The sequence below is a fragment of the Limnospira sp. PMC 289.06 genome (assembly GCF_032350395.1).
Lineage (GTDB): Bacteria > Cyanobacteriota > Cyanobacteriia > Cyanobacteriales > Microcoleaceae > Limnospira > Limnospira platensis.
In genome coordinates, this window is the sequence record NZ_JARPLC010000001.1 from 64,412 (window position 1) to 84,312 (window position 19,901).

General features: G+C 44.1%; 23 protein-coding genes. 14 read left to right on the forward strand and 9 right to left on the reverse strand.

Annotation, left to right across the window (positions count from 1 at the left end):
- Positions 1-90: 90 nt before the first annotated feature.
- The 7 genes from P5674_RS00265 (at position 91) to P5674_RS00295 (ending at position 7,628) form a co-directional block, all read left to right on the forward strand.
- The gene (locus tag P5674_RS00265) at positions 91-1,119 is read left to right on the forward strand and encodes a chlorophyll a/b binding light-harvesting protein (protein ID WP_006618362.1); all 1,029 of its coding nucleotides are present in this window, start codon (positions 91-93) and stop codon (positions 1,117-1,119) included.
- Positions 1,120-1,460: 341 nt separating this feature from the next.
- A complete protein-coding gene (locus tag P5674_RS00270) occupies positions 1,461-2,210 on the forward strand; it encodes an alpha/beta fold hydrolase (RefSeq protein ID WP_006618361.1) in 750 nt (249 codons plus the stop codon).
- Positions 2,211-2,294: 84 nt separating this feature from the next.
- Positions 2,295-2,579: a hypothetical protein gene (locus tag P5674_RS00275; protein ID WP_006618360.1), complete on the forward strand. Its 285-nt coding sequence runs from the start codon at positions 2,295-2,297 to the stop codon at positions 2,577-2,579.
- Between the two features lie 280 nt (positions 2,580-2,859).
- On the forward strand, positions 2,860-5,421 hold the full coding sequence (locus tag P5674_RS00280) for an exonuclease domain-containing protein (protein WP_035737161.1): 2,562 nt from the start codon (positions 2,860-2,862) through the stop codon (positions 5,419-5,421).
- A 151-nt stretch (positions 5,422-5,572) separates the two neighbouring features.
- The gene (gene bchI, locus P5674_RS00285) at positions 5,573-6,670 is read left to right on the forward strand and encodes a magnesium chelatase ATPase subunit I (protein ID WP_315669705.1); all 1,098 of its coding nucleotides are present in this window, start codon (positions 5,573-5,575) and stop codon (positions 6,668-6,670) included.
- Between the two features lie 45 nt (positions 6,671-6,715).
- Positions 6,716-7,228: a crossover junction endodeoxyribonuclease RuvC gene (ruvC, locus tag P5674_RS00290; RefSeq protein WP_315669715.1), complete on the forward strand. Its 513-nt coding sequence runs from the start codon at positions 6,716-6,718 to the stop codon at positions 7,226-7,228.
- Between the two features lie 16 nt (positions 7,229-7,244).
- Positions 7,245-7,628, forward strand: a complete 384-nt coding sequence (locus P5674_RS00295) for a hypothetical protein (protein ID WP_006618356.1) — start codon at positions 7,245-7,247, stop codon at positions 7,626-7,628.
- A 53-nt stretch (positions 7,629-7,681) separates the two neighbouring features.
- On the opposite strand, the gene P5674_RS00300 is transcribed toward P5674_RS00295, so the two are convergent.
- Both P5674_RS00300 and def read right to left on the reverse strand, forming a co-directional pair.
- Entirely contained in the window at positions 7,682-7,882 is a 201-nt protein-coding gene (locus P5674_RS00300; protein WP_006618355.1) for a hypothetical protein, read from the reverse strand.
- Between the two features lie 45 nt (positions 7,883-7,927).
- The gene (def, locus tag P5674_RS00305) at positions 7,928-8,491 is read right to left on the reverse strand and encodes a peptide deformylase (RefSeq protein ID WP_006618354.1); all 564 of its coding nucleotides are present in this window, start codon (positions 8,489-8,491) and stop codon (positions 7,928-7,930) included.
- On the opposite strand from def, the gene P5674_RS00310 reads away from it, so the two are divergent.
- Positions 8,490-8,678 carry a hypothetical protein gene (locus P5674_RS00310; RefSeq protein ID WP_006618353.1) on the forward strand — a complete coding sequence of 63 codons (189 nt, stop codon included), beginning with the start codon at positions 8,490-8,492 and terminating at the stop codon, positions 8,676-8,678. The genes def and P5674_RS00310 overlap by 2 nt on opposite strands.
- A 419-nt stretch (positions 8,679-9,097) precedes the next feature.
- Positions 9,098-9,424 (forward strand): hypothetical protein, encoded by a 327-nt coding sequence (locus P5674_RS00315; RefSeq protein ID WP_006618352.1) that lies wholly within the window; start codon positions 9,098-9,100, stop codon positions 9,422-9,424.
- On the opposite strand, the gene P5674_RS00320 is transcribed toward P5674_RS00315, so the two are convergent.
- Positions 9,425-9,877: a hypothetical protein gene (locus P5674_RS00320; protein WP_014273973.1), complete on the reverse strand. Its 453-nt coding sequence runs from the start codon at positions 9,875-9,877 to the stop codon at positions 9,425-9,427.
- A 204-nt stretch (positions 9,878-10,081) separates the two neighbouring features.
- Here P5674_RS00320 and P5674_RS00325 point away from each other — a divergent pair, with 204 nt between their 5' ends.
- The 3 genes from P5674_RS00325 (at position 10,082) to P5674_RS00335 (ending at position 12,397) form a co-directional block, all read left to right on the forward strand.
- Entirely contained in the window at positions 10,082-10,705 is a 624-nt protein-coding gene (locus P5674_RS00325; protein WP_006617419.1) for an esterase/lipase family protein, read from the forward strand.
- A 6-nt stretch (positions 10,706-10,711) separates the two neighbouring features.
- The gene (locus tag P5674_RS00330; RefSeq protein WP_006617418.1) at positions 10,712-11,509 is read left to right on the forward strand and encodes a TIGR00297 family protein; all 798 of its coding nucleotides are present in this window, start codon (positions 10,712-10,714) and stop codon (positions 11,507-11,509) included.
- 123 nt (positions 11,510-11,632) lie between these two features.
- On the forward strand, positions 11,633-12,397 hold the full coding sequence (locus tag P5674_RS00335) for a peptidylprolyl isomerase (RefSeq protein ID WP_014273974.1): 765 nt from the start codon (positions 11,633-11,635) through the stop codon (positions 12,395-12,397).
- 1 nt (position 12,398) lies between these two features.
- Here the strand turns inward: P5674_RS00335 and P5674_RS00340 are convergent, their stop codons facing one another.
- The 6 genes from P5674_RS00340 to P5674_RS00365 all read right to left on the reverse strand — a co-directional run bounded on the left by P5674_RS00340 (position 12,399) and on the right by P5674_RS00365 (position 18,203).
- A complete protein-coding gene (locus tag P5674_RS00340) occupies positions 12,399-14,057 on the reverse strand; it encodes an alpha/beta hydrolase (RefSeq protein ID WP_006617416.1) in 1,659 nt (552 codons plus the stop codon).
- A gap of 367 nt (positions 14,058-14,424) precedes the next feature.
- Positions 14,425-14,775 carry a photosystem II reaction center protein Psb28 gene (psb28, locus tag P5674_RS00345; RefSeq protein WP_006617415.1) on the reverse strand — a complete coding sequence of 117 codons (351 nt, stop codon included), beginning with the start codon at positions 14,773-14,775 and terminating at the stop codon, positions 14,425-14,427.
- Positions 14,776-14,855: 80 nt separating this feature from the next.
- A complete protein-coding gene (locus tag P5674_RS00350; protein WP_315669706.1) occupies positions 14,856-16,115 on the reverse strand; it encodes a hypothetical protein in 1,260 nt (419 codons plus the stop codon).
- 31 nt (positions 16,116-16,146) lie between these two features.
- Positions 16,147-16,575 carry an NUDIX hydrolase gene (locus P5674_RS00355; RefSeq protein WP_006617413.1) on the reverse strand — a complete coding sequence of 143 codons (429 nt, stop codon included), beginning with the start codon at positions 16,573-16,575 and terminating at the stop codon, positions 16,147-16,149.
- 38 nt (positions 16,576-16,613) lie between these two features.
- Positions 16,614-17,072 carry a DUF3531 family protein gene (locus P5674_RS00360; RefSeq protein WP_006617412.1) on the reverse strand — a complete coding sequence of 153 codons (459 nt, stop codon included), beginning with the start codon at positions 17,070-17,072 and terminating at the stop codon, positions 16,614-16,616.
- A 132-nt stretch (positions 17,073-17,204) separates the two neighbouring features.
- Positions 17,205-18,203, reverse strand: a complete 999-nt coding sequence (locus P5674_RS00365) for a Sll0314/Alr1548 family TPR repeat-containing protein (RefSeq protein ID WP_152088567.1) — start codon at positions 18,201-18,203, stop codon at positions 17,205-17,207.
- Between the two features lie 137 nt (positions 18,204-18,340).
- On the opposite strand from P5674_RS00365, the gene P5674_RS00370 reads away from it, so the two are divergent.
- Both P5674_RS00370 and rsmG read left to right on the forward strand, forming a co-directional pair.
- Positions 18,341-19,009 (forward strand): ABC transporter ATP-binding protein, encoded by a 669-nt coding sequence (locus P5674_RS00370; RefSeq protein ID WP_008056377.1) that lies wholly within the window; start codon positions 18,341-18,343, stop codon positions 19,007-19,009.
- Positions 19,006-19,770: a 16S rRNA (guanine(527)-N(7))-methyltransferase RsmG gene (gene rsmG, locus P5674_RS00375; RefSeq protein WP_014273976.1), complete on the forward strand. Its 765-nt coding sequence runs from the start codon at positions 19,006-19,008 to the stop codon at positions 19,768-19,770. The genes P5674_RS00370 and rsmG overlap by 4 nt, the downstream gene beginning before the upstream one ends.
- Positions 19,771-19,901 lie beyond the last annotated feature (131 nt).

Here is a 19,901-nt window from a genome sequence, read left to right on the forward strand (position 1 = left end):
CGTTTTATTGAAAGTTATTTACAATAAGTCTTAATAGCTTATTGAGATACTTATGCAATAAGCTGGGAAGATGTATAACGTTGTAGCACTATGCAGACTTACGAAAATCCAAGCGTCAAATATGACTGGTGGGCGGGTAATGCCCGCTTTGCTAACCTGTCTGGGCTATTTATTGCCGCCCACGTTGCTCAATCAGCCTTAATTGCATTTTGGGCCGGAGCCTTTACCCTGTTTGAGGTTTCCTGGTTCGACCCCAGCCTACCAATGGGCGAACAAGGGTTAATTCTGCTACCTCACCTAGCCACCCTGGGATTAGGTGTCGGGGATGGTGGACAAGTGGTAGATACTTACCCTTTCTTTGTGGTGGGAGCCGTTCATTTAATCTCCTCAGCCGTATTAGGTGCCGGAGCGCTATTTCACACCTTTAAAGCACCCGAAGATTTAAAAACCGCCCAGGGTCAAGCCAAGAAATTTCATTTTGATTGGGAAGACCCAAAACAGTTGGGCTTAATTTTAGGGCATCACTTACTGTTTTTAGGTATGGGAGCCTTATTGCTAGTCGCCAAAGCTATGTATTTTGGCGGACTGTATGATGCAGCAACTCAAACCGTCCGTCTGGTAACAGAGCCTACCCTTAACCCCGCAACTATCTATGGCTATCAAACCCATTTTGCCACTATCGATAACCTTGAAGATTTAGTTGGCGGTCATATTTATGTAGGGGTGATGCTCATTGCTGGCGGTGTTTGGCATATCTTGGTTCCCCCCCTCAAATGGGCGAAAAAAGTCCTGATTTTTTCAGGAGAAGCTATCCTCTCTTACTCCTTGGGTGGCATTGCTTTAGCCGGTTTTGTGGCAGCTTATTTCTGCGCTGTGAATACTTTGGCTTATCCTGTGGAGTTCTACGGTCCGCCCCTAGATATTAAACTCGGAATTGCGCCTTACTTTGCAGATACAACCGTCCTACCCATGGGCGCTCATACCCCCCGCTGTTGGTTAGCTAATGCTCATTTCTTCTTAGCATTCTTCTTCCTACAAGGACATCTTTGGCACGCTCTGAGAGCCTTGGGATTTGATTTTCGTCGGGTTGAACGAGCTTTAAACTCTATTGAGGTTTAAGTCTGAGTAAGTCCCCCCTAGACGGGTGGGTGGATGGGTCAGTGTCATCTCTTGATATCTATTGACTCATCCACTACTCGATTAGAGATGACTTACCCCCGCGTCTCATATCCTTTAGCAAATGGGAATAGGTTAAATGAATTGTCCTTGTTGCTCTGGAGAATTACTGCTACATTTTAGCCATCATGGCTTATATTGGCAATGCCAAAATTGTCGCCTGACTTTGCCAGCTTCAGAAAGTGTTGACCGACTCTTATTTGAGGCTAGTTATTCAGAAAAACACTCCCCTACTTGCCCTCATTAATCGATACAATTGCCGGAAATATCATTAGGAGAAATTCATGGCTGTCTTACATGATGCAGTTTGGTTAAATGTCAGCCCAGCTTTACAAGAGTTTAACCAACCCTGCTTAAATTTTTTGTCTCACTCGGCTTATATTAGCCAATATAGGTATTATCTGAGTCTGGATGAACCGCTGTCATTTAATCCGCCGTTAATTTGGCTCCATAACTATCTGAAAAATTGTGATTATCCTGTGCATTTAATTGGGCATGGTATTAGTGGATTGTTGGGGTTATTATATGCTCGTCAACATCCGGAAATGGTGCGATCGCTTACTTTGATTTCTGTGGGTTTTTATCCGTCTGTTGATTGGCAGGCTCATTATTATGTACAACGACAGCTTCTCAATTGTGGTCAAGAAAAACTGTTAAATCAAACGGTTTATAACCTGTTTGGGTTTCAATGTCCTCCCATTACTAAAAAATTGATGGGGATTTTAAAAGAGGATCTGATTAGTTCCCTGTCTCCCCATAGTTTATATAAACGGGTGAGTTTTTCTCCTGGTGGTGTCCCGGTTCCTTTACTGGTATGTAGAGGGGAACATGACCTGGTTATTGACCAGAATTTATGGCAGGGGTGGGAAAGGTTTTTTAAACCATGCGATCGCCTTTGGCAATGTCCAGATAGTCGCTATTTTTGCCATTATTTTTATCCGCAAAAAGTCGGTGAGACTATTGTTAATTTTTGGGATGATCTCCTTGGTTTTTCAGATTATCTCTGCTCCGAAGATGCTCTGATTTATGACTGAATAATATATCCAATAATTCCAACTCATTCCAGTTATAGGAGACCCTTCCTTTGCTAAAAAAATCAATTTTCCCAGGAGATAGTCATGTCTGAAACCGCATTAACGCCAATTAATCTCATCTTTCCATTGTTTATATCCATAACCTTGATGGGATTTATTTACTCATCTATTATCGCCATTAAAGATGGTGTTAAAAACGTTAAAAAACTCCATGATATCCCCTGTAGTCGCTGCGCTTTTTTTACGGGAGACTATCGCTTAAAATGTACCGTTCATCCCTGTAAAGCCTTATCAGAAGAAGCCATTAATTGTAGAGATTTTGAATTAAACACCGGTCCTGCGCCGAACCGACCACCTTTGGTAAAATAACATAGTAGCATAGTCGGGTGTTGAAGATTTTTGGCGATCGCCCCTGACTTAACTCTAGGGGAATGAGACTACTTCTTAGTCTTCATTCCCTTTTTTGCTGTCAGAACGCCAGGTTGGGGATTTTTTGAGCCAACCTTAAACCTGTGGTATCCACACAATCATTAAGAATTGTAAATTGTGATTGCTTAAAATGCCAGTAAATGCCTATAATTTACTTTTGGCTAAAAATAGGAGACTAGGAGAAATGGGTTGGCAAAAAATATAATTATCTATACTTCACATGACCAGGGATAACTACCACCTAAATACAAGTTCGTTTATTGTATTAGATACAGAAGGGAGAGACAGCTTAACGGAAGTGGCGCTGGTGGATAATCAGGGAGCAATTTTGTATCACGCATTTGTCGCCAAAAACCACCCAGAACCGACATTGAGACTGCATCAGGAAACACTGCTAGATATAGTTAAACAAGTCGATAATCTGTGCCATAATCAAGTCATAATCTGCCATCATGCAGAACATGACCAACGGATATTAAAACGCAGCTTTAAACAAGTCGAAATTTCCTATCCAAATTATCAATTTATCTGTACCTGTAAGTTAGCCAAAAAGCAGTTAGCAAACCTTCCCGACTATGGATTAAGTTACTTATGCAAAACCTTAGATTTGCGATTAAACCGCCAGAGATTTGACGATCGCCATGCTCACAGTGCTAGTTATGATGCACAATTTACCTACCAACTTTATAGTTATTTAAACTCCTTAAAATCACCAGTCATGTCTGAAAATATTGCCGAACTATACCAGAATACCCCTAATCCTTTCAGCAGTATTCGAGTCAATACACCCTTTGAATATCACCCGGACTATGGGGATATTTACAGCCATCAATTTGACACCCTAAAAGCCGTCATTCATGAAATCAAACAATCCCCCAACCATCAAAGCCAGGGAGCCATAGTTCTGGGAGAACCAGGTTCTGGTAAAACCCATTTAATGATGCGACTGGCTCAAGAAGTCCTGAAGACAAACCGCCTATTTTTTATCCGCCACCCGACTAATGCTAAGGCGGTGAACTACCATACATATACCAGAATCCTAGAATCTTTTTCCGAAAAAATTCCCCAGAAGAAGCTGACGCAACTCGAACAGTTTTTTGCCAAAAGTTTTGTTAATATTCTGAGCCAAACTGACTGGGTAAATAGCGACAAAGGTAAACTAATGATCGCTAAATTACAGAATGATAACCTCTCGCTATATGAACGGGTAGGAAAGCCAGGAACAGACCGCTATCGGCAAAATTGGGACGCGATAGAAAAGAAAATTTTGGCGTGGTGGCGGGCTAAATATGGACTCTCCACGGACTATAGTTCCCAAGTATTAAAAGGGATTATGCGGTTCTGTCGGTATACGGAAATTAGCCGAAAAAACCTGGTGCGCCATTGGTTATCTGGGAATGGAGATGCTGACTTATCCGAAGAATTAAACCAGGTGGGATTAACACCCTGGGGGGAAGATTTTAACCGAGAAGAATTTGCCCTAGAGGCTATCAAAACCCTAGGTCAACTGTCGCTACTAGATGAACCACTGATCCTAATTTTTGACCAACTGGAGTCCCTATTTGATACACGCCACGAATCAACTTTAGCAAGTTTCGGTTCGACAGTGAAGGAAATTTTAACCCACGTTCCCAATAGCTTAATTATTCTGAATTTATTTCCTGACCGTTGGGAGCGTTTTCAAGAACAATTTGATGGTTCGGTGATAGACCGAGTTTCTCAGTCTGTGGTGACATTGGAAAGACCATCTAAAGCACAACTGCATCAATTACTCAAAACTCTCTGTCAGCTAAAAACTGAAACTAATTCCCCTCACGCTACGGTTGATATTGGACTGCTCTTCACGAAACAGGAACTCGCAGAAATTGTCAATCAACCCTCAATTCGCGCAGTTATTAAACGTGCTTCTGATTACTTCCGCCATAAGGTGCAGGGTGTTCCCCTACCGCGAATTATTCCACCTCGGAACCCTATAGCAGTGGAGGCGGTGCAGTTTAAACAGGAATTACAAGCTATTTATAAAGCGGTAGGAGAGGCGATTAAAAAATTTGATAATCTGACTCTCTCTCCCATTGAAAAGCCATTAGCAGAAACAGATGAACCTGAATTAGATTTTGTGGATTTGCCTAACGAACAAACAGGGGAAGATGCGACGGAAGCACGACCAACAGAGCCGGAACCTGCAATAAAAGCTGATTATGAATCGGAAAAAGTTGTCGATGTTCAATTAGATGAATATTGGAAAAACCTGTTAAACCAATGGGAAAAGGACTATGATAAACCTCGCGTTATCAGTGATATGGATGATGTGGGAAAACTGATGTCGATTGTTTCTGCATTTACTAACCGATATCCGATGAAGGTTGAACAACTGTCATTTGGCAAGCTGACCATCCCAGAGCATTTGTGTATTAAAACAGGTCAACAAACTTATGTGCTGGCATTTTTACACGGTTCAGGGAGTGCGTTTACTGCGAGAATGAAAAATTTTAATCGCTTGGTTCTTGCTCATAAAAAAATGCGGTTTCGGTTAATGCGGGATGCTGTGGAACCGCCGATAAGGGGAGATGTTGGTCTGCGAGAAATTCAGAAACTTGATGCGGTTAACAATGGGGAATATGTGATTATGGAAAGGAGCGATCGCATTATGTTTGAGTGTATATATCAAGCGATTATTGATTGGGAAAATCGCGAGTTTCCTGTGGGGATAACCCTGGAAGATATAGTTGATTTTTTGTCAATGAAACTGCCAGATTATTGGTTAATTAAGTGCCTGAGTTAATGGTAGAATGGGGGAAGCGATCGCCCAGTATCCCCTCAAGAAGTGGTCTGACCAGTTGCGCCTGGTCCGAACCCGTCTTTAATTAGGACTAACGCGATCGCCCCAATATGAGACAATAGAAAACGGTATACCGGAAACTAGAGAAACAATTGTGAGTCCAACAGCCGTCACAACTGATACAGCCAAAACATCCCAGACCAGCCGTCGCGCCGTTTTTCCCTTTACGGCGATCGTTGGTCAAGAAGAAATGAAATTAGCCCTGCTGCTGAACGTGATTGACCCCAAGATCGGCGGCGTAATGATTATGGGCGATCGAGGTACAGGTAAATCGACCACCATTCGCGCCCTAGCTGACCTGCTACCAGAAATAGAGGTCATAGCCGACGACCCCTTTAACAGTCACCCCAGCGATCCTGAACTGATGAGTGATGGGGTCCGAGAACGCATGAGTTTATCCGAAGCCATCCCGGTGACCCGTCGCAAGGTACAAATGATCGACCTACCCCTAGGGGCGACAGAAGATCGGGTTTGTGGAACCATTGACATTGAAAAAGCGTTGGCTGAAGGGGTAAAAGCCTTTGAACCGGGACTATTAGCCAAAGCCAATAGGGGTATCCTCTACGTTGACGAGGTAAACCTTCTCGACGATCACCTAGTCGATGTCCTACTAGACTCCGCCGCCAGTGGTTGGAATACGGTGGAAAGAGAAGGCATTTCTATCCGCCACCCGGCGCGTTTTGTCCTGGTGGGTTCAGGAAACCCAGAAGAAGGGGAATTGCGACCCCAATTATTAGACCGTTTTGGAATGCACGCGGAAATTCGCACGGTGAAAGAACCTAGTCTGCGAGTCAAAATTGTGGAACAGCGGACAGCCTTTGACCAAAACCCGCCGGAGTTCTTAGGAGAGTATCAACTATCCCAGGAAGAACTACAACGGCGCATAGTAGAAGCCCAAGAGAGACTATCGGGGATTAATATTGATTATGATCTGCGGGTGAAAATCTCTCAGGTCTGCTCAGAATTAGATGTAGATGGACTGCGGGGAGATATTGTCACTAACAGGGCGGCGAAGGCTTTAGCTGCGTTTGAAGGGGCTACAGAGGTCACTGTTGACCATATTGGTCGGGTGATTACTTTGTGTCTGCGCCACCGACTACGGAAAGATCCATTGGAGTCTATTGATTCTGGAAACAAAGTCCAGAAGGTGTTTCGCCAAGTGTTTGGATTACCCGAACCGGATCAAAATTAGTTAACAACATCACAGGCAAAGCTGCCTGTGTTACCGTATCGGGTTATGGTGGTTCGGATTATGGGGTTGGACCCCGGTCTAGCAACTTTGGGGTTTGGGATTATTGAATGTCACACTTGCGAAGAAGCTAGGGGAGGGTCTTTGTTCTCGGTGATGGACTTTGGGGCGATTCAAACTGAGGCTAATCAACCCCTGGGCGATCGCCTACAAACTATTTATGCTGACCTCCATACCCTACTCGAACAATGGCAACCGGATCTTGTCGGTGTCGAAAAGTTGTTTTTTTACCGCATGGGAAATACGATCGCAGTGGCTCAAGCTAGGGGGGTTTTGGTGTTGGTTTTGGCTCAACGACACCTTCCTATATTTGAGTTGACCCCGGCTCAGATTAAACAGGCATTGACCGGATATGGTAATGCTAAAAAATATCAGGTGCAAGAAGCCGTAGCTAGGGAGTTAAACTTACAGGCGATACCTAAGCCCGATGATGCGGCGGATGCTTTGGCGATCGCTTTGGCGACTTGGTTTGATCATGATCGGGTTTCCGATTTAATTTAAAGCTGATTGATAATCTATGTCTAATCTCATTCTGACTTCTCAAGAAATTGCTCAATTTCGTTCCCAATTGGCTGAATATTCCTCAGCATTACAAGCCTTAGATATGATTGAAGACTGCGAGGGTGATATCGAAGATGCCGCGATTTCTATGGCGATTAATGTCGGTCAATCCCCCACTACATCAGAAAATTGGCTTGATGGTTTAGCCAAGCGCCACCGAGTTACTATCTGTGAACCTACCTATCAAGAGGATTTATTGCAGTCTAATATAGCCCCGATAGTCGCCCATTTAATTTACCAAAATCAATGCCCGCCCCTACTGGTAACTCCCGTGGTTATTTATGTGTTAAAAACTGGGATTGAACAATTTTGTGAACCTTTAAAATACAAAAAAATTTAACTTGTAAATTCCGACCGTAGAGCCTTAACCCTACGGTCTTTGGGCGTGTTGGTCTACTGATTGGCGCGGGCATCTTGAACCGCTGCCCAAAATAGTATCACAGATAGGGGTATACTCAAGGCTAGAATAATCCCTGTGATTAATCCCCCTAATTCTGGTTCCCCAGAGGAAAGTTCAAAAATTGAACCAACGGCGGCGATCGCTGTAATACACGATCCGGCTAATAATAAACCACTTTTTGGCGTTCCAACCATGATCAGTTTTGACCCCACATTATTTAACTTGTTCAGTAACCGGTGCTATTTAACAGGCTTGACCGCTTTCGGAGAAAACTTATATTTAGCCAATTCCTCATTCAGGGCTAATTGATTGTCAACGCGATCGACAAATAATACCCCCTGTAGGTGGTCAATTTCATGTTGAATGGCGCGACAAAGTAACTCAGTCGCCAATATAGTCCTAGGACGGCCGTTTTCATCCTTAAAGGTAACTTCTACTTCTTCTGGACGCACGACATCCATATAAACCCCTGGAATACTTAAACATCCTTCCTGGAAAGGTGATAACTCCCGGCTTGACTTTTTGATGGTCGGGTTAATCAACACTAGGGGGGGAGTCGCTGCATTATCGGGTTCACAGTCAATCACGATTACCTGTTTGTGTACCCCTACTTGAGGCGCGGCTAGACCAATACCATCGGCACTATACATGGTTTGTAACATCTCGCGCACCAGTTGCCGAATTTCATCGTCAATGCGCGAAACCCGTTTGGCTGGCTGTCGTAAAACGCGATCGCCTAAATAGTGAATATCCAGGGGGGTTTTTTCTAACTTTTGTTTTTCCACCAGAACTTGAGAGGTCATGACATCCTTACTCGCTTTCGTTAACACTTATTCATATTTGATTTTAGATCGCAATCGGGGTTTGGGAGAGCGATCGCTACATATTGGCTCTCAGTATCGTGGCCAATATTCTCAATCACCCCCAAATAAACCCATACAAGCGCCGCCGAAAAATCGACCGGGAGCCCCAAAACTAACCAATAATTAAATTTTTGCTAAGTTTTCCCGTTTTTAGGCCAAATCAGTTTACGTTTTAGTCTTTTATGGCCATAATTGACTCTGGATCAAAAAATCCACCAGCTTGCGGCTGATGGATAACTCACCTATTCGTAGCATCTCAGTTGTTAATGTATCAGTTCCCAGCTATTTTGACATCACCTGACTGGGTGATATTGCGTAACTGAATATGCTTCAAACAGGGGGGATATTCTTGATCTACCCTAAACTAGGGAGTCCCACGGTTTACCTCCTCCTGTTTTTGCCCTCCTAGGTGAACTTTCACCGCTTGACCTAGAAAGTAGACAATTCAGATTCTGGCTGGAGTCCCCATTGACTCCATATCTGTAGTTCTCCATCCTAGGTAATAAGCTCAAAATCTTCCTCAATTCATTCTCAGGAGATTAAGACATGGCATCTCTCACCTATTTGGCTCACCTAAGACAAAAAAGTGATCTCATCAACAGCCCCACCTGTGCATATCCCAACAACCCATCACCAGTTGAACATAAGCAGCACAACTCCCTTAGCTACACCCCTAGTAACCAAGAACTTAAACGCTTTATTGGTTGTAAAGCTGGGGAGGTGATCAAACAGATGAGGGCTTGGGGTTATCACCAAGTTACCCTCAACATTCCCCAAAACTTGATATCAGTCAAGACAGACCAAGGCTCGATCAATTTCCAGCTTTTGTCCTATGACACCATTATTGCCAATGTCAATTGGGACTTATCTTAATTATTTCGAGGACATCTGACGTGCCATATCCCTAAACATATTCATGTTGGGACCGGGACGACGACGATTAGCCGTAGACTTGGGAAGTAAGTAGTCTGTAGCAAATGTCATCCCCTCCGGCGTTTTGCTCATACCACCATTTAGGGGCGCAGAGGATGAGGCTACCTTAGCCACAGCAGCAGGGGCTGGAGTAGCAGCTACATTAGCCTTTGCTGCTTCTGGGGATTTCTTGGCTACAGATTTCTTGGTTTTTTCTGGCTTTTCAGCTTTGGGGGCTTCAGCTTTCGGGGCTTCAGCTTTGGGGGCTTCAGCTTTGGGGGCTTCAGCTTTGGGGGCTTCAGCTTTGGGGGCTACAGTTGGACTCGGTTCTGCTGTGGTTCCCTTAGCCTCATCAAACTCTAAAAAATAATCAGATTTTTTACTACGTCCAAACAGTTTACCAATGGCTAACATTAAACCTACTCCGTTCAGTTTTTAGAAAATTGACACTCATTAGCTAATCACAAGTTAGATTTCAGATTAAAATTATCGGCAAGATTTGTCCACAATTGTTTACAAAACTTTACACAAACCCCATTTATGAGGGTGATTTGTGACAAAAAGAGACAAAATCGACAGAATTATTTACACTGATTCACAAATTCTCATAATTGCCAGATGAACAACAATCAAGCCTGTAATCCGGTTTTACTGATTCATGGTATTTTCGACACGATCGCCATTTTCCGAGTTATGTCTAAGCACCTGAGACAAAAGGGCTGGGAGGTGCATAGCTTCAACCTGTGTCCCAATTACGGATTAAGTAGCATAGAATGCCTAGCAGAGCAAATTGTCGAATATGCTGATCAAAACTTTGCCCCCAATCAACCCTTTGACCTGGTAGGTTTTAGTATGGGGGGAATTGTCAGTCGCTACTATGTACAGAAGCTAGGGGGAATTGAACGAGTCCAAAGGTTAATCACCATTTCTTCCCCCCATAACGGAACTATGACAGCTAACTTCTATCCAACCAAGGCGGCGGCGCAAATGCGCCCCAACAGCCCCCTACTGTTAGATTTGAATAATAATATAGGAATGCTCGATCGCCTCAATTTTACCTCAATCTGGACTAAATTTGATCTGATGATTGTTCCGGCGAACAGTTCACACCTGAATTGGGGGGAGGAAATTATCCTTGATGTCCGACTACACGCTTGGATGGTTAAAGATCCCAACTGTATCACAGCAGTGGAGAAGGCTTTGAGAACTCCCCTAAAATTCCCACAAAGCAAAGTGATTTAAAATCTTATGTATCCACAGCTATCATTATTATCGAATCCACCGGTAGCAGCGATCGCTATTAATACCCTACTATTGGGAATTGTCGCCCTACTACCCAAAAAACTCTTAACCCCCTCTGGTATTGTACACGCTTGGATTTTAGGGGTGTTGGTCTGGGTAAGTCTCCAAGGACCCGGATATATGGTGGTGGGGTTTTATTTCGTTATCGGATCATCCGTGACCCGCATTGGGATGGCTGAAAAAGAGGCGGCGGGTATAGCCGAAAAGCGATCGGGTGCTAGGGGGCCAGAAAATGTCTGGGGATCTGCCTTAACTGCGGCACTTTGTGCTGTGGGAGTTTTGGGGTTAAAGTGGCTGATGGCTGATAGTCCCATAACTGCGATCGCCACACCTTTACTGATGTTAGGATATGTTGCCAGTTTCAGCACTAAACTCTCTGATACCTGTGCCTCAGAGGTCGGTAAAGCCTATGGAAAACGAACTTTCTTAATTACTACCATGCAGCCAGTCCCGCGCGGTACAGAAGGCGCTATCAGCCTAGAAGGAACTGTGGCTGGTGTGGTAGCATCCCTAGCCATGGCTATGGTGGGCTGGTCAGTGGGTTTAATTGATGCCATAGGGCTGTTATGGTGTATAATAGCAGCGTTTATCGCTACTAACCTGGAAAGCCTGATCGGTGCTACTTGGCAGGGTCAGGTTGAATGGCTTACCAATGAAGTTGTCAATTTTATCAATACCCTAATTGGGGCGATCGTTGCTATCCTGTTAGCAGTTGTCTATTTTCAACTCCCGATTCAGTTTTAAACCGCCAGATTAGCCCAGTATATAGCACACCAAAATCTGAGATAATTGCTATATTAGGGGGGGATGAAGTCTGGGGTGTATACTCCAGTTAGATTAACAACCAAGTTCAAATTATTTTTACCTATGTCTCAACCATTTTTGACCATTAATGATAACGACTCTATTACCCTGAGTCAATCATTACAATATCTACAAAATTCGGGAAAATTGCAGGAATTTCTGGCTAATATTCTCAGGCAATATGTAATTGATAAAGAACTGCAATCTCGCGATGACACAAACTCCAATGCAGCCGCCATTGAGCAAGCCGTGATTAATTTCCGCCTGGAACGTAATCTCAGCGACCCCCAAGCCTTCCAAACTTGGCTCGATGAAAACCGCTTGACCTACAAAAGTTTTCATGATCAGGTTTCCAATGGGTTTAAACGGGAAACTCTCAAACTCGCAGTAGTTAAAGAGAATTTGGAGGAATATTTCCAAGAACGCAAACCGTTTTTAGATTCCGTAGTCATGTCACGAATTGTGGTTGATGACTATGAAATGGCTCAAAGTTTAAAAAGCAAAATTGACTCAGGAGAGGGCAGTTTTGAGGCTTTAGCACGGGAATATTCCGTCACCACAGAACGCCGGGTTAATGGCATGATGGGAGCGGTAAGTAAAGCCACATTACCAGATACGTTAAAACCTACGATTGAAGGGGCTAAGGTGGGTCAAATTATCGGACCTTTTGAAGTCGAAGGGCGCTGGTGTTTGTTTAGAATTGAAGAATTTATCGAGGTGACTTTGGAAACCAAAGGCATTAAAAAACAGTTGCAGGATGAATTGTTCGATCGCTGGATGAATGAACAACTCAAAACCCTGACGGTGAAAATGCAAATTGGTGATTAATTTAGGGCTGCTGGAAAGCTCTTTCCAGTTGTTCAGGAGTCAACTCCTCCAAAATGGTCATCTGAAACACGCTGGAACCTATAGTATTTAGATAAGCCTCATTTAAGTAATTGCGGTTATCTAACTCTCGGCGTATATGTAGGTTAAAAAAAGTCAGGCTGAGGGCTTTTAAATAGGGATAGGCGAGGTTAGGGTCAGGACCAATAATTTCTGGGGGGATGGGTACTTGTCCCCCCTCTTCTTGCAAAAAGGAGAAATGAGTCCCTCTCTCAAATAACACTAGGATGTTGTCGGAGTTGGTTAACCAGGTGAAAGGCTTAATTTGTTCTGCAATAGCTGGGGTAATATAATCATTGGTTCCTGATACGATCGCCAGGGGAATATTAATAGCAGCCATTCCACCTTCACCAAAGACTAAGCTGGTAAAGGGGTTAATAGCGATCGCCGCCTTAATTCTAGGGTCCCGAAAGTTCTGACGTTCTAAAGCCACTTCCAAAGCTCGACATTGGAGGATAATTGATAAATTGAGGGTAATGCGCTGATTGGAAAGATCACGACAATACTGGCTGAGTATTTGGGGATTTAATTTCGCTCCCGCTAAGGCTAACACCGTATACCCCCCAAAAGATTGACCAACTACGCCAACATTTTCCAAATCTAAATTTTCTCGCCAAAATGGGTCAGAAGCTGATTTTTCTTCCAGTAAGTCTAGTAAATAGCTAATATCTGTGGGGCGATCGGCAAATTCTGAAGAGTTGGGAGGTTCCTCGAAACCTTGTAAAAATCCTTCAAAACGATTAGCACTGGTGGCGATATGTTCGGGAATGGCTACCGCAAAACCGTGAGAAGCGAGATGTTCGGCTAAATAGTTAAAGGTTTTTGGGTCTGACCCTAACCCGTGGGAAATAATAATTAGGGGTGCGGGTCTGTTTATGTTTTCTGGTAAGTATAAAAACAGTGGCGAAGGGCGATCGCGATTAGGATTGAAAAATACTACCTCTGCTTCTCTCCAGCTATAGGGTCCCATATCGCGAGGGTTAGGAATCGTAAATCTTTGTTGCTCTGTCAGGTTAGCAGTCTTTTCGCCCCTCTCCTGCTGTGATATTTGCTCGATAATTGTCTGATTTCTAAATAACACCTGACTTGTTTCCTGGATCACATGGATACTAAAATCTAAATCAATGCGAATTTGAGCATCAGGAAACTCCTGTAGAATACCCATAATGGTTAGACCTTCTGGACGTTTAGAGGCTTGGGCGATCGCTATTTTTAGAGCCATATAACCATTTTCTCCGCTGACCGTGTTCACCACTCTACCCATGCGCCGCAAAATGGTTTCTCCCGTTGGTGAATTTAAAAACCGATCTATACTCCAAGGACTCGCTTCAAAAGGGGATTTTAAAGCTCTTCTTAATCCTTCGGTATCCTGGATATTCAGTAAATAACCATACACAAATAAAAGCGGTGTACTCTCCCCAGACTCGACAAATTTTTCCAGGTCAGCTATGGCAATTGAGGTGTTCGCTATACCATAGGATATGACCATCTCCTCGGCGCTGTGAGCGGGGCTTAATGATGCGATCGCGCTCAAAACTACAGAAGATAAACCCACCCCAAATATTTGCGATACAGACGAAAACCATTTACCAGTCACAGCCATAAATTTCAATGAATTAATTTTATAATAACTTTCGCTAATATATCAACCCGAATCGATTTAATTTTTAAAAGATTGTTAAGAATTGATACATTTTTATTGAAAATTGCTTGCAAAAAGTTGACGAGATTATAGGGGTTGTGGTATCCTCGAAGAAATCGTTACCAAGGGCTTATTGTGTCTTCATCCCCAAATAAAGCCTACAACCCTTATTCTATCGTAATCCAGAATATTATCTCGGCAAAATTTAAAATTCCCGATGCACGAGTTTTACGAGAAAATCGGAGCGTCATTTTCCACCCTATTGACAAAAACCCAATTTTGTGATATGCAAGCCCCGTCCTCTGAAAAGGGCGGGGTTGTTAACAAATCAATTGGCATTATACTCAAAGCCATGGTCATCAGCGTAGCGATGCAAAAATCTCATCACCCGCCCAAAAATATCCTCAGAATGAACCTCAAAAGTACATTCGGCTTTCGAGAGTTCGTCATCTCCTACATAGAAGAACTTAACACCTGTGGGACTGACGCGGATTTCTCCTTCCTCATCCCGGAGCCATAAATGGCTAATTTGTTTGCGATAAGCCCTGAGTTTTTCGATCGCCTTGAGTTGATTAAAGACTAAAACGACAATCTTGGTGTTGCTGTCTCGGCGTTTGCGGAGGCTAACCCCACCGAGTTCCTCGTCAAGTCCATCGATAAACTGGATAGATGTAGACACAGCCTATTCCTCCATAGACTTTAGTCCGAGTTTAACTCTGAATTAAGTACAAACACTCAAAACCTCATAAAACTTAACTCTTAGGGGTTAGAGAAACTGTTGATTCTACCACCACCAATCACGCGACCGGGAGTGCTGCGAGGAGCAGTAAAGGGGGCCTGTTGCTGAATCACTTGATTTTGATTATTTGGGTTTAAATTGGTGGGACCTACCACATAGTTATTGGGATTAGGGGTGGCAGGCTGAAAGTTGGAAAAACCAGAATTGTCCGTCTGAGGCTGATTACGCCCAAAAGGATTAGTTCCGGTGTAGTTATATTGTCCGTGGGGGTTAGCGCGGTTGGGGGGTAGCACAGGGGCTGGTGGTACACCACCTGGCTGGGTTCCAGATAATGGCTGAGGTAGGGAACGGTTAGTTTGATATGGGTTGGGGGCTACATCAACAGTGGCTGCATTAGTTCCATCAATAGGAGCTACAGTTCTGGGAACCACCCAACTCGCTTCGGGAATTTGAACTGGGGGTGCGTATGCGGGTAGAGGAATACCAGAGGCGGTGTTGGTGTTATTATCCCCATTTGTCGATGATGGGGTAGCCACCTGACTATTGCTGCTTCCAGTGACTATCAGAGGGTTGAACATCCCTTGAGTTGGGGTTTGGGTTTCGCCTTCGGATTCACTTGTCGATGATGAGAAAGACTGACCCATCGCCGCCTGTAGTGGGGTGGGTGCTAAGGGGGAGTTAGTTAGGGTTTCTTGATTGTCCTGGTCAGTTGAGTTTCCCCACCCTAATAAACCAAAGGATCCGGGTCTATTATTTTGGGTATTTTGGGTATTTTGCAGAGCCTGGCTGGTAGCATTAAAGGGACTGGTGGCTGTGGGTTCGGGGAATGGTTCAGGTAGGGTGCTGGTTATTTCAGTGGGTCGTGAGTTTCTGGAACTCTCAGTTTGGGTATTTTGATCAGACCTAGAGTTACGGCGGCGAACTTCCTCGAATACGTCTTCTCCGCCTTGGATAGGATTGTTAAATAGGCTAACATCCTCAGGGGAGTTTCGGCGTAATTCTTCGATTAGTAAGCCTGAACTGTCAATTTCGGCAGCGATCGCCAATTCTTCGGGAGATAGTCCACTTTCGGAGGTTTCCGATTCCCAGTCAATCCGATAGAGTTCGGGATTTTCTGAGACTTCCCATACAAATATACTCACTAGGGAAATCACACCAATGGGTCCCCACACCCTCGGCTGGGCGATCGCCTTGAGTTTGGCAATGATCGGGTTAACTGGTTTTTCAACTTGATCGTGGTTGTGATCGTGATGTTGATGATGGTGTTGTTGATGTGACATGATGGATCACCTATTGAGTACAAGGACAGGACTACCCCAGGAATTTGATAAAGCCTTCAGGAACAAGTTGAGCTTCTCCTGACTTAAATCTCTCCACCCGAACCCAGAGGGCTAATTTTTGGCGATCGCCTTCCTTAAAGGGGATTTGCTCCTGTTGATAAAATTGGCGATCAACAAATTTACATCTATACAGTTGAATAATTTCATGCCCCTGACTACCATTATAAACGAAAATGCTTTCCAGGCAATCTAGGTATTCTATATCAGTAATTTCCGCGTTGAGTTCTTCGAGAAATTCCCTTTGGAGTGCATCTCGACTATGTTCGCCAAAATCTACACCTCCTCCTAAAGCACGATAAAAGGTTATTTGTTTTTCCTGGTCGTATCCCTGAGACACCAAAATGCGATCGTTATCCTCAATTAATCCTAGTGCAATTACCCTGATTTTCTGTTTAGCCATGATTCGATTGTACTCTAATGAGATTTGAGGGGAACAATTCAAGAGATGCGATCGTTAGCAAAATCAGGATCATGACGATCATTGGAAACGGGCCAATCTTGATTTTGTCCGCCAATAATGAACTCTTCTATGGTGACATAATCATCACTCAGTTGTTCCAAAGAATTAATCAAAACATCCAAAGCGAAAGCATCACTGGTTCCCAAATCAAACCAACAACGCGCCCACAGTCCCTCATATTCTACTTCCCCCATATTGTGCATTAGTGCCATCATAGCATCACGATTTCTTTCATTTTCATAGGTCATATAATTGAGGTCAACACCAACTTCTTGCACCTGCATTTTTTCGGCATTAAATCCCCCCAATTTACCCAACAAAAACCAGGAATTCAGAACCTCCTCAATATACTGTCTTTCTACCATGGAAGGAATCGTGCTAAACCTTAACCAAATCCAGATATCAAATTGATTAAACTCTCGAAACTTTACATCCATGAGACCAGATTAAACCTCTCTATTTTTGGTGATGATTAAGGTAGATAACCCCCCAGTCTGCCATTATATTACCGGAAATAACCGGAAATTATCGGGGATGACAGATAAATTGAGGGGGTGTTGATCAGCCTGTTATAAAGGCGGTAACTGAGTGGGTCCCCATAAGCCATTAGTATCTCTGATGGTATTGCGTAGGGGATGACAAGGGCGGTCTAGGCTATCAATATTATTAAGAGTTTTGCACTGCTCATAAAAAATCTGAGCCACGGTCAGCTTAGGAAGTTGATCAGGTTGTGATAATGCTACATTAAAGCTCTGGTAAGCAGCATCCAATAGCTGAGGGTTATTTTTCTGCCTACCCATAGAGGCGAGAATCTGAGCTTTGAGATAGAACAATTCTGGATGAAAAGGCACTTCTTCTAAGGCTTGGTTAACCATAGTTAAAGCCCGGTCTAATTGGTCAAGATCTCGATAGGCGATCGCAATTCCCCAAAGGGCGAGATAACGAGGACCAGCGTAACGTTCCAGGCGCTCTACAGCAGCCATGGGGTCAGAAAAGGGCAAATTTAAACCCAGAAATAAATCCATATATCCCTTGAGCAAATTTAGCTCTGGGTCTTGAGGATCAATTTGTTCGGCGGCGTTCATCAATCGTAGCACAGTTTGCAGCTTATTTAAAGCCTGGGGAGCCCCCTTAATAGTTCCTTGAGTTTGGACAATATAAGCACCCTCTAAAAAATGACCCACCGCCATATAAAGATTTCCCCGTAGAGGGTCAGAAACCATAAGAGATTGAGCAGTTTGCAGAGTTAGGTCGGCGTAGCGTTTCATAGCATCCCAGTCTTGAGCCTGATAAGCTAGAGAGGCTTGGAGAGCAAAAACCATTGGTTCATTAGTACCAAGCTGTTCAGCCTGTTTGAGGTACTTTTGCGCCTCAACATAGTGTCCTCGCTCAAACATAGCCCGAAAGGCGGCTTCGGTTTGCTCACCCATAACCCTAGGATTATTAGTGCGGAAGGGGTCAGCCGCAGTAGCAGTTAAAGATAACAGAGCGATCGCAATAGGGGTAATACCAAACAGGGTGATAGTTTTGGGGTGAATGGATTTTATAAGATTTGATAAGCTAATCATAGGGATCTTTCCTTGAAAATGCTAATGGGCTGGAGTTTTACCAAAATTTAGCCCCTAGGGGAATCGAGGGATACTATCATCTGCACCTAGTTTGTGCCAGGATTGATAGGTTTGAGTAACATTTAGAATTGCTCCAAATGCTATATATCAGAAATTTGCTTTATCATCCGGCCGCCTGCAATGCTCCCATTCTGAATAATATTAATTTAGAACTGCCTCCGCAACAGTTAGGCTTGATTGTGGGTAGTAGCGGTTCTGGTAAAAGTACATTACTAGAAATTTTAGCGGGTCTGGCTCAAAAAACCAAAGGGGATATTCGCTGGCGTGAACAGGAGTTAACCTCTGAACAACTACCGCAACTGGCGGGTTTAGTGTTTCAGTTTCCAGAGCGACATTTCTGCGGCGGCTCGATTTTGGAAGAGTTGCGACTGGGACACCCAGAAATCAGACTCGATATGATGCAAAATGCTTTGGGGGAAGTGGGGCTAGAGAGTCTATCCTTAGAAAAGGCTCCCCATTCCCTCAGTGGCGGACAGCAGCGACGGTTAGCCTTAGCGGTACAATTAATCAGACAACCTCATTTATTGATGTTAGATGAGCCGACAGCGGGCTTAGATTGGTCAATGCGGCGGCAGTTGGTGGCTTTGCTGGACAAGTTAAAATCTCACTGGACTTTATTGGTTGTTACCCATGATGCGGGGGATCTGTTGGAAATTGCCGATTGTTGTTGGCGACTTGATCATGGCAATTTGCAACCTGCTGATCCGCAAACTTTGCTGAAAAATGTTGATCCGGCTGTGGTGTGACGATAGTTTTGGAGGAATTGGGTTTGGGGGAAATTCAGTCGGAAGGTTGGGAAACTCTGGGTTGGATACCTAGCGATCGCCAACTGCAAATATTTAATGTACTCTATGAGCAGATTTTGGCGGGTAATCAACGGCTTAATTTAACCCGCATTACTGATCCGGTGGGGTTTTGGGAAAAGCATTTATGGGATTCTTTGCGGGGGGTCGCACCCTGGTTGTCCGGGGATAAATTGCCTTTGCGGGTGATTGATATTGGTACTGGGGCGGGTTTTCCTGGTATTCCGATCGCGATCGCTATTCCCCAAGCAGAAGTCACATTGCTTGATAGTACCGGTAAGAAAATTGCTTTTTTACAAACTCTAGTCCCTCGTTTGGGTCTGGAAAATGCTATCCCCTATTTGGGACGGGTAGAAGCGATCGCCCAACAGTCTGACCATCGCCAAACTTATGATTTGGTCGTATTACGGGCTGTAGCGGCGGCTACGGTGGCGGCTGAATATAGTTTACCCCTATTGAAAATTGGCGGGGTGGCGGTACTATATCGCGGTCAATGGACCCCACAGGAACAGCAGGATTTAGAAAATGCGATCGCTCCCTTGGGCGGTAAACTAGACTCCGTGGAAGCCTTTGTCACTCCTGTAACCGAAAGTGTCCGCCACTGCGTCTATTTACGGAAAATTAAACCCACACCCGATCGCTTTCCCCGTCCTGTTGGTATTCCCACCCAAAAACCCCTAGGGTCTCCCGAATCCAACTCGTAGGGTGCGTCAGACCCCCGAAATCGCCATGAAAAGCCGGTGATAAACAACTGACGCACCATTTCCCCCGGTCTGTATGGTAGGGTGCGTCAGACCCCCGAAATCGCCATGAAAAGCCGGTGATAAACAACTGA

What these genes read in the sequence shown, in the direction of transcription:
- def (WP_006618354.1), bottom strand. Translation starts at nt 8,491, where the DNA reads ATGACCTCTCAAGTTCTGGTGGAAAAACAAAAGTTAGAAAAAACCCCC.
- P5674_RS00355 (WP_006617413.1), bottom strand. Translation starts at nt 16,575, where the DNA reads ATGGCTAAACAGAAAATCAGGGTAATTGCACTAGGATTAATTGAGGAT.
- P5674_RS00370 (WP_008056377.1), top strand. Translation starts at nt 18,341, where the DNA reads ATGCTATATATCAGAAATTTGCTTTATCATCCGGCCGCCTGCAATGCT.
- ruvC (WP_315669715.1), top strand. Translation starts at nt 6,716, where the DNA reads ATGGTGGTTCGGATTATGGGGTTGGACCCCGGTCTAGCAACTTTGGGG.
- P5674_RS00365 (WP_152088567.1), bottom strand. Translation starts at nt 18,203, where the DNA reads ATGATTAGCTTATCAAATCTTATAAAATCCATTCACCCCAAAACTATC.
- P5674_RS00315 (WP_006618352.1), top strand. Translation starts at nt 9,098, where the DNA reads ATGGCATCTCTCACCTATTTGGCTCACCTAAGACAAAAAAGTGATCTC.
- P5674_RS00310 (WP_006618353.1), top strand. Translation starts at nt 8,490, where the DNA reads ATGACATCCTTACTCGCTTTCGTTAACACTTATTCATATTTGATTTTA.
- P5674_RS00295 (WP_006618356.1), top strand. Translation starts at nt 7,245, where the DNA reads ATGTCTAATCTCATTCTGACTTCTCAAGAAATTGCTCAATTTCGTTCC.
- P5674_RS00280 (WP_035737161.1), top strand. Translation starts at nt 2,860, where the DNA reads ATGACCAGGGATAACTACCACCTAAATACAAGTTCGTTTATTGTATTA.
- P5674_RS00320 (WP_014273973.1), bottom strand. Translation starts at nt 9,877, where the DNA reads ATGTTAGCCATTGGTAAACTGTTTGGACGTAGTAAAAAATCTGATTAT.
- P5674_RS00340 (WP_006617416.1), bottom strand. Translation starts at nt 14,057, where the DNA reads ATGGCTGTGACTGGTAAATGGTTTTCGTCTGTATCGCAAATATTTGGG.
- P5674_RS00350 (WP_315669706.1), bottom strand. Translation starts at nt 16,115, where the DNA reads ATGTCACATCAACAACACCATCATCAACATCACGATCACAACCACGAT.
- P5674_RS00335 (WP_014273974.1), top strand. Translation starts at nt 11,633, where the DNA reads ATGTCTCAACCATTTTTGACCATTAATGATAACGACTCTATTACCCTG.
- P5674_RS00330 (WP_006617418.1), top strand. Translation starts at nt 10,712, where the DNA reads ATGTATCCACAGCTATCATTATTATCGAATCCACCGGTAGCAGCGATC.
- P5674_RS00270 (WP_006618361.1), top strand. Translation starts at nt 1,461, where the DNA reads ATGGCTGTCTTACATGATGCAGTTTGGTTAAATGTCAGCCCAGCTTTA.
- P5674_RS00275 (WP_006618360.1), top strand. Translation starts at nt 2,295, where the DNA reads ATGTCTGAAACCGCATTAACGCCAATTAATCTCATCTTTCCATTGTTT.
- P5674_RS00360 (WP_006617412.1), bottom strand. Translation starts at nt 17,072, where the DNA reads ATGGATGTAAAGTTTCGAGAGTTTAATCAATTTGATATCTGGATTTGG.
- P5674_RS00300 (WP_006618355.1), bottom strand. Translation starts at nt 7,882, where the DNA reads ATGGTTGGAACGCCAAAAAGTGGTTTATTATTAGCCGGATCGTGTATT.
- P5674_RS00325 (WP_006617419.1), top strand. Translation starts at nt 10,082, where the DNA reads ATGAACAACAATCAAGCCTGTAATCCGGTTTTACTGATTCATGGTATT.
- P5674_RS00265 (WP_006618362.1), top strand. Translation starts at nt 91, where the DNA reads ATGCAGACTTACGAAAATCCAAGCGTCAAATATGACTGGTGGGCGGGT.